Origin of the sequence: Burkholderia sp. E168m15 (genome assembly GCF_016586105.1) — a bacterium.
GTDB classification, from domain to species: domain Bacteria; phylum Pseudomonadota; class Gammaproteobacteria; order Burkholderiales; family Burkholderiaceae; genus Burkholderia; species Burkholderia orbicola.
The window spans coordinates 1-8,328 of the sequence record NZ_BCPO01000213.1 but is presented as its reverse complement, the minus strand read 5'-3'; the positions used below and the strand labels follow the sequence as shown (position 1 = coordinate 8,328).

At 70.1% G+C, this 8,328-nt stretch carries 5 protein-coding genes and 1 pseudogene; 4 read left to right on the top strand and 2 right to left on the bottom strand.

Translation table 11 applies throughout. From position 1 onward, the window contains the following. The first annotated feature begins 87 nt into the window (after positions 1-87). The 3 genes from katE (at position 88) to ligD (ending at position 6,148) form a co-directional block, all read left to right on the top strand. Positions 88-2,202, top strand: a complete 2,115-nt coding sequence (gene katE, locus JMF86_RS33000) for a catalase HPII (RefSeq protein ID WP_201317315.1) — start codon at positions 88-90, stop codon at positions 2,200-2,202. An 82-nt stretch (positions 2,203-2,284) separates the two neighbouring features. Next, positions 2,285-3,304, top strand: coding sequence for a Ku protein (locus JMF86_RS32995; protein ID WP_175766375.1), 1,020 nt, complete (start codon positions 2,285-2,287; stop codon positions 3,302-3,304). Positions 3,305-3,355: 51 nt separating this feature from the next. Continuing rightward, entirely contained in the window at positions 3,356-6,148 is a 2,793-nt protein-coding gene (ligD, locus tag JMF86_RS32990) for a DNA ligase D (protein WP_201317314.1), read from the top strand. 4 nt (positions 6,149-6,152) lie between these two features. Here ligD and JMF86_RS32985 read toward each other — a convergent pair whose 3' ends face one another. Both JMF86_RS32985 and JMF86_RS32980 read right to left on the bottom strand, forming a co-directional pair. After that, complete coding sequence (locus tag JMF86_RS32985; RefSeq protein ID WP_201317313.1) at positions 6,153-7,475, bottom strand: cation:proton antiporter; 1,323 nt, start codon at positions 7,473-7,475, stop codon at positions 6,153-6,155. A 54-nt stretch (positions 7,476-7,529) separates the two neighbouring features. Further along, positions 7,530-7,898 carry a DUF3175 domain-containing protein gene (locus JMF86_RS32980; protein WP_074807199.1) on the bottom strand — a complete coding sequence of 123 codons (369 nt, stop codon included), beginning with the start codon at positions 7,896-7,898 and terminating at the stop codon, positions 7,530-7,532. Between the two features lie 157 nt (positions 7,899-8,055). Here JMF86_RS32980 and JMF86_RS32975 point away from each other — a divergent pair. Beyond that, a pseudogene (locus tag JMF86_RS32975) lies at positions 8,056-8,328 on the top strand (hypothetical protein); the annotation flags it as partial.

The following is an 8,328-nucleotide window of genomic DNA, read 5'->3' as shown; positions in this document are numbered from 1 at the left end:
GGCTTTCCCTGCCGTCCGCACGCGTGCGCCGCGGCGCGTCGCCGTGCGGCAACGGCTCCCTACCGAATGCCACGAGGACACCTGACGATGACGACTCCCCCATCCGCCGGCAAGACGCCCCCGACGCAACCGACGCAACCGCCCGACAGCGCAAAATCGCGCCAGCTCGAGGCGAACCGTGCGCGGCCCGACGGCGAGGCGCTGCGCACCAACCAGGGCGTGCGGATCGCCGACAACCAGAACACGCTGCGAGGCGGCGCGCGCGGCCCGTCGCTGCTCGAAGACTTCATCATGCGCGAGAAGATCACGCATTTCGATCACGAGCGCATTCCGGAGCGGGTGGTGCATGCGCGCGGCTCGGCCGCGCACGGCGTGTTTCGCGTGTACGAGCCGATGGCCGACTACACGAAGGCCGCGTTCCTGCAGGACCCGGCCGCCGAAACGCCGGTGTACGTGCGCTTCTCGACCGTGCAGGGGCCGCGCGGGTCGGCCGACACCGTGCGCGACGTGCGCGGCTTCGCGGTGAAGTTCTATACCCAGGAAGGCAACTACGATCTCGTCGGCAACAACATGCCGGTGTTCTTCATCCAGGACGCGATCAAGTTTCCCGACTTCGTGCACGCGGTGAAGCCCGAGGCGCCGAACGAGATGCCGACCGGCGCGTCCGCGCACGACACGTTCTGGGATTTCGTGTCGCTGGTGCCGGAAACCACGCACATGGTGCTGTGGCTGATGTCGGACCGCGCGCTGCCGGCGAGCTATCGCGCGATGGACGGCTTCGGCGTCCACACGTTCCGCTTCGTGAACGCGGCCGGCGTCGAGCGGTTCGTGAAATTCCACTGGCGGCCCGTGAGCGGCGCGTATTCGCTGCTGTGGGACGAGGCGCAGCGGATCGCCGGCCACGATCCGGATTTCAACCGGCGCGACCTGTGGACGGCGATCGAGCGCGGCGACTATCCGGAGTTCGAACTCGGCGTGCAGATGATCGATCCGGCCGATGCGGACAAATTCGATTTCGACCTGCTGGACCCGACCAAGCTCGTGCCGGAAGAGCTCGTGCCGGTGCGGCCGATCGGCCGGATGACGCTGCACCGCAACCCTGACAATTTCTTCGCGGAAACCGAGCAGGTCGCGTTTCACCCGGGCCACGTGGTGCCGGGCATCGATTTCACGAACGACCCGCTGCTGCAGGGGCGGCTGTTCTCGTACACCGATACGCAGCTGAGCCGGCTCGGCGGCCCGAATTTCCACGAGATCCCGATCAACCGGCCGGTGTGCCCGTTCGCGAACAACCAGCGCGACGCGCTGCACCGGCAGACGATCAACGTCGGCCAGGCGTCGTACGAGCCGAATTCCACGAGCGGCGGCTGGCCGCGCGAGACGCCGCCCGCGCCCGCCGGCGGCGGGTTCGAGACCGTGCCCGAGCCGCTCGAAGGCCACAAGGTGCGCGTGCGCAGCGAATCGTTCGCCGACCATTTCTCGCAGGCCGCGCTGTTCTACCAGAGCATGACCGAGATCGAGCAGCGGCATATCCGCGACGCGTACTGCTTCGAGCTCGGCAAGGTGACGCAGCCGCATATTCGCGAGCGGGTGGTCAACGAGATCATCGCGCGCTTCGACGCGGGGCTCGCCGCGCAGGTCGCCGAACGGCTCGGGCTGCCCGCGCCGCAGGCGGCCGCGACGCCGGCCGTGCCGCAGCGCTCGCCGGCGCTGAGCCTGATCGGCCGCGCGAAGCCCGGCATCCGCTCGCGCAAGATCGCGCTGGTCGCGACGCCCGGCGTGAATCCGGTGCTGGTCGAGCAGGTGCGCGACGCGTTGCAGGCCGCGCACGCGGTGCCGACGATCGTCGCGCCGACGCTCGCGCCGATCGGCGGCATCGTGCCGGAGGCGACGCTGGTCGGCATGCCGTCGGTGATGTTCGACGCGGTGTTCGTGTGCGGCGGCGACGGCGATGGCCGCGATCTCGCGCACAGCGCCGATGCCCGCCATTTCGTGCGGGAGGCGTTCAAGCACCTGAAGCCGATCGCGGCCGTCGGCTCCGGGCGGCAACTGCTCAGCGCCGCGCACCTGCCCGACCCGGCCGAAGGCGTGTGCGTCGGCCAGGCCGTCGATCTCGACGCGGTGCTGAACACGCTGTCGGATCACCTCGGCCAGCATCGCGTGTGGGCGCGCGAACAGCAGGCGGCGGAGCTGCCGGCATAGGGCCGACAGCGGCCGACAGCGGCTTGCGCCGGACGGTGCGCCCGCCCTCGGGCGGGCGCGCACCCGGCAAGGAGGAACATGCATGGCACCGCGGATGATTTGGAAAGGCGCGATCAGCTTCGGGCTCGTGCACGTGCCCGTGCAGTTGTTTCCGGCGACGCGCACCGTGAAACCGTCGTTCCGGATGCTCGACAAGCGCTCGATGGACCCGATCGGCTACCGGCAGATCAACAAGCGCACCGGCAAGGAGGTCACGCGCGAGGACATCGTGCGCGGCTACGAATACGAGAAGGAGCGCTACGTCGTGCTCACCGACGACGAGATCCGCGCGGCGAACCCGGAATCGACGCAGACCGTCGACATCCTGACCTTCGTCGACGAGGACGCCGTGTCGTTCCTCTATCTCGACACGCCGTACTACCTGGTGCCGGACCGCAAGGGCGAGAAGGTCTATGCGCTGCTGCGCGACGCGCTGAAGGACAGCGGCAAGATCGGCATCGCGCTGGTGGTGATGCGCGACCGCCAGCATCTGGGCGCGTTGATCCCGGTCGGGCCGATACTCGCGCTCGATACGCTGCGCTGGCAGGAGGAATTGCGGCCGCTCGACGAGCTGTCGGTGCCGGCCGACGACGCGAAGGGCGCGGGCGTCAGTGCGCGCGAGCTCGGGATGGCGAAGAAGCTGATCGACGACATGTCCGGCAAATGGACCCCCGACGAATATCACGACACGTTCCGCGACGACATCCTCGAACTGGTTGAGCGCAAGGTGCGCGCGGGCAAGATCGAGGAGATCGAGGACCGGCCCGCGCAGACCGGCCGCGCGGCGAGCAACGTGGTCGATCTGACCGAGCTGCTGAAGCGCAGCCTGAAGGGCGGCGCGGGGGCGCGCGCGGCGGATCTGCGTGCAGAGCGTGGCGAAGGAGAGGACGAGGAATCTTCATCGTCGTCGTCGCGGGGCGGCGCGCGCCGCAAGCCGGCGGCGAAATCCGCATCGAAGGGCGCGGCGACGAAAACCGCGGCAAAGAAGACCGCCGCGAAACACAGGGCAGCGAGCGCTCCCGCAGCGAAGAAGACGGCCGCGCGCCGCAAGCACGCGGCGTGACGCCGATGACGCCGACTCCGATTTCGATTCCGGTTCCGACGAGGTGACGCGATGGCCGGCAAGCTCGATCCGTATCGCCGCAAGCGCCATTTCGGCGCGACGCCCGAGCCCGAAGGGGCGCACGGCAAGCGTCGCGCGAAGACGGATACGCAAGCGGCCTCGAAGCCGAAGGCGAAGCAGCCCGCCGCGCGCGCACGCCATCCGCTGCGCTTCGTGATCCAGGAGCACCACGCGCGCCGGCTGCACTACGACTTCCGGCTCGAACTCGACGGCACGCTGAAATCGTGGGCCGTGCCGAAAGGCCCGAGCTTCGATCCTCAGGTGAAGCGGCTCGCGGTGCACGTCGAGGACCATCCGCTCGAATACGCGTCGTTCGAAGGCGAGATTCCGGCCGGGCATTACGGTGCGGGCTCGGTCGTCGTGTGGGACGAAGGCACGTGGACGCCCGACGGCGGCGTCGCGCAGGCGCGCGAAGGCTACCGGGCCGGCAGGCTGACGTTCCGGCTCGACGGCGAGAAGCTGCACGGCGGCTGGGCGCTGGTGCGCAGCGGGCGGCAGGAAGGGCGTCAGGAGCAGTGGTTGCTGATCAAGGAGCGCGACGACGACGCGCGCAGCGCCGATGAATTCGACGTCGTCGGCGAACGGCCGGGGAGCGTGCATGACGGCGCGTCCCACGGTGCGGCACGCAAGCGCGCGGCGCAGCGCGGCCGAGCGACCGACGCGGATGGCGATGCACATGACGCGCGACCCGCAAGCCAAACAAGCCACGCAAGCCAGCGCCCCACCGAGCCGTCGCAGGTCGAAGGCGCGGTGCGCGCGCCGCTGCCCGAGCGCGTCGCGCCCCAACTCGCAACGCTGGTCGATGCACCGCCGACGCAGGGCGGCTGGTGCTACGAACTGAAGTTCGACGGTTACCGCATCCTGGCGCGCATCGCAGGCAAGGGCGCACGCCGGCGCGTCACGCTGATGACGCGCGAAGGCCGGGACTGGACCGCGAAGCTGCGCGCGCAGCGCGACGCGCTCGCGGCGCTCGACCTCGACGACGCATGGCTCGACGGCGAGGCCGTCGTGCTCGGCGAAAACGGCCTGCCCGATTTCCAGGCGCTGCAGAACGCGTTCGGCACGGACCGCTCGGACGCGATCACCTTCTTCGTGTTCGACCTGCCTTATCTCGACGGCTACGACCTGCGCGACGCACCGCTCACGGCCCGTCGCGCGCTGCTCGAACCGCTGCTCGCGAACAGCGACCCGGCGCGCGTGCGCTTTTCGCCCGATCTCGGCGAGGACGTCGCGTCGCTGATCGCGAGCGCCTGCGACACCGGCCTCGAAGGACTGATCGGCAAGCGCGCGGACTCGCGCTATCGCGCCGGCCGGTCGCCCGCATGGATCAAGCTCAAATGCCGGCGCCGGCAGGAGTTTGTGATCGGCGGCTTTACCGAGCCGTCGGGCAGCCGGCACGGCTTCGGCGCGCTGCTGCTCGGCGTGCATGAGCCGGCGCCGGCCGGCAAGCGGCGGCGCGGGCCCGGGCCGCTGCGCTACGTCGGCCGCGTCGGCACCGGCTTCGACACGCGGATGCTCGACCGTCTCGCCGTGATCCTGCGCAAACACGAGCGCGACACGATGCCATTCGATGAACCGCCGCGCGAACGCACGCGCACTCGCGTGCACTGGGTCGAGCCGACGCTCGTCGCCGAATGCGAATTCGCGGAATGGACCGGCGACGGGATCGTGCGGCAGGCCGCGTTCATCGCGCTGCGCGAGGACAAGCCGGCGGCGCAGATCGTCCGCGAGATACCCAAACATACGGAAACGGAGGTGACGATGGATCAACGCCCGACCCCGCACGACGACACACGCAAGCGCGCATCGCATGCCGCTCGTGAAACCGGCGAACGCAAGCAATCCGCACGGTCTCGCGCAGCCGCCCGAGCCGACGGCGACGCGTCCGGCCCCGACACGCTCGGCCGCGTGCGCATCACGCATCCCGAGCGCGTGCTCGACCCGCAAAGCGGCACGCGCAAGATCGACCTCGCACGGTACTGGCAATGGGTCGCGCCGTGGCTGCTGCCCGACCTGAAAGGCCGTCCCGTGTCGCTCGTGCGCGCCCCGGGCGACATCGCCGGCGAGCTGTTCTTCCAGAAGCACGCGGAGCGCCGCGAGATCCCGTTCGTCACGCAGCACGAAGGGCTCGACCCGGGCCACGGGCCGCTGCTGTCGATCGACAACGTCGACGCGCTGCTCGGCGCCGCGCAGATGGGCACGGTCGAACTGCATACGTGGAACGCGCATGCGTCGAACATCGAGCGGCCCGACCGCATCGTGTTCGACCTCGATCCCGATCCGGCGCTGCCGTGGCGCACGATGATCGACGCCGCGCAGCTCGTGCGCGGGCTGCTCGACGAACTCGGGCTCGTGTCGTTCTGCAAGACGAGCGGCGGCAAGGGGCTGCACGTCGTCGTGCCGCTCACGCGGCATGCGGGCTGGGACGACGTGAAGGACTTTTCGCGCGCGGTCGCGCAGCACGTCGCCGGCACGCTGCCCGACCGTTTCACCGCGACGATGGGGCCGCGTCACCGGCGCGGCAAGATCTTCGTCGACTACCTGCGCAACGGGCGCGGCGCGAGCACGATCGCCGCGTATTCGGTGCGCGCGCGGCCCGGCATGGGCGTGTCGGTGCCGCTCGACTGGGACGAGGTGCCCGAGACGACGGGCGGCGCGCAATGGACGATCGACACGCTGCACGAACGGCTGGACACGCTGAAGCGCGACCCGTGGGAGGGCTACGCGAAGGCGCGCCAGCGCATCACCGCGGCGATGCGGGCGCGGCTTGGCGCCGACACGTGAGCCGTCAGCGCCGATGCTGCTGCAACCGGTAGTACCAGTTCATCAGCGGCGTCGCGGAAATCCCGTGCGCGACCACCGACGCGGACACCACGGCCAGCACCGGCGCCGCGAGCGGGCGCACGACGTCGGACGGCCCGTGCTCGAGCGCGAACAGCAGGTAGTAGAACGAGCCGATCCCGCGGATGCCGAACCACGCCATCAGCCGCCGCTGCGCATGCGTCGCGCGCGAGCCGGCCAGTGTGACCAGCACCGCGAGCGGACGCACGGCGACGAACAGCACGGCGGCCAGCGCGACGGCGCCCCACGTGAGCAGCGGGCCGGGCAGCGTCGAGAGCACGCTGCCGATCATCGTCATCACGATCGCTTCGGCGATCCGTTCGAGTTCGATCGTGAAGCCGAGCACCGATTCGGCCATGAACGCATGCGCTTTCCCCGGATGCTTCTCGGTCGCGACCACGTCTTCCGAATCGATCTGGCCGATCACTTCGCGCGGCGGGCGGTCGCCGCTCGCGCGATGCTCGACGCGTCGCATCGCGACGCCGGCCGCGAACGTCGCGATGAAGCCGAACGTGTGCGCGAGCTGCGCGGCGCCGAACGACAGCACGATCAGCGCGAGCGCGAAGAAGCCTTCGAGGCCGAGCGCCTGCGCGTGCCGCGTGCGCAGCCAGCCGATCGTCTTCGTCGTGGCCCAGCCGAGCCCGCCGCCGATCGCGGCCGCGCCCGCGATGCCCCACAGCGCGACCAGCGCGAACGTGCCGGACAGCGGCGGGATGCCGTGCGTCGCATCCGGTGCGCCGCACAGCGCGAGCCCCGCGAGCGCGAACGGCAGCGCGATGCCGTCGTTCATCCCGCCTTCGCCGGACAACGCGAAGCGCACCAGGTCGCGATCGCCCGGGTCGTGCACCTGCACGTCGTGCGCGAGCACCGGGTCGGTCGGCGCGAGGATCGCCGCGAGCAGCAACGCGGGGCCCCAGCCAAGGCCCAGCGCGAGCACCGCGCACGCGGCGAGCAGCGGCACGGTGACGATCATCGCGAGCAGCCCGAGGCGGCACGGCACGAGCCACAGCTTGTCGGACAGCGGCACGCGCAGCCGCAGCCCGATCGCGAACAGCGACACGAGCAGCGCGACCTCGACGATCTCGCGCAGCAGTTGCCCGTCGCGTTCGAGGTCGAGATGCAGCAGGCCGGCGCCGGCCGGGCCGAGCGCGATGCCGAGCACCAGGTAAATCATCGCCGAGCTGCAGGGTAGGTGGCGCAGTGCGGACGTCACGACGCCCATGCCCAGCAGCACGGCGCCGATGATCAGATACCAGAGGGTTTCGTGCATGCGTGTGATCGCAGCGGAGGGGTGGATACGAGCATACGAGCGGCGCGCCGGCCGTCAGGGCTTGCGGCCGAAGGCTTCGCGCAGTTTCCGCTTCGCGCGTTCGAGCGTGGTGCGGCGCGTTTTCGGCAGGTTGCGGCCGGCGCGGTTCACGTAGAAGTTCAGCATCGACATCGCCGACTGGAACGGCGACGCCTTGCGGCGGCGGCTATGTTCGGCCGAGCGCTTCAGCGACGCGGCGATCGCGGCCGGATCGTCGGATTTGAAGATGTCGGGCTCGATGTCGAGCGCATCGCTCTTTTGCGTGACTTTGCCGGACCAGCGCTTGCGATGGGCCGGGTCGGCGCTGCGCGCGCGGCCCGGGCGGCGCGTGTGGCGCTTGCCGTGCGGCTTGTCGTGCGCGTGGGAAGCAGAAGCGGAAGGCATGAGGCAGGGACTCCGTAGGGGTTCGCAGGACGGTCGTACGAAGACGGCGGACGCAAGCCGCGTGCCGCGTCGCGAACCTGCCGACCACGGCATGGGCCTTGCTGAAGGACCGGAGCAGGAATTTCCATCGAGCGATCATCCATAGGGAGAAAACGCCATGAAGTCAGCATTCGAATCGAAGTGTGTCGTGCGGCACGTGCTGGTCTGCGCGGCTGTCGCGATCGTCGCGGCCGCGCCGGCCGCGTGGGCGCAGAACTCGCAGCGCTCGGACGAGGGCACCGGCGCGCCGAATCCGTCGATGGACATGTCGACGCCGGGCACCAACGGCAATACGACCGCGCCGCCGCCACCGGCCGGCACGCAGCGCCATGGCGCGAAGCACGGGATGCGTTCGCACAGCGGGTCGGCCGGCCACGTGAAGCCGGGCGGC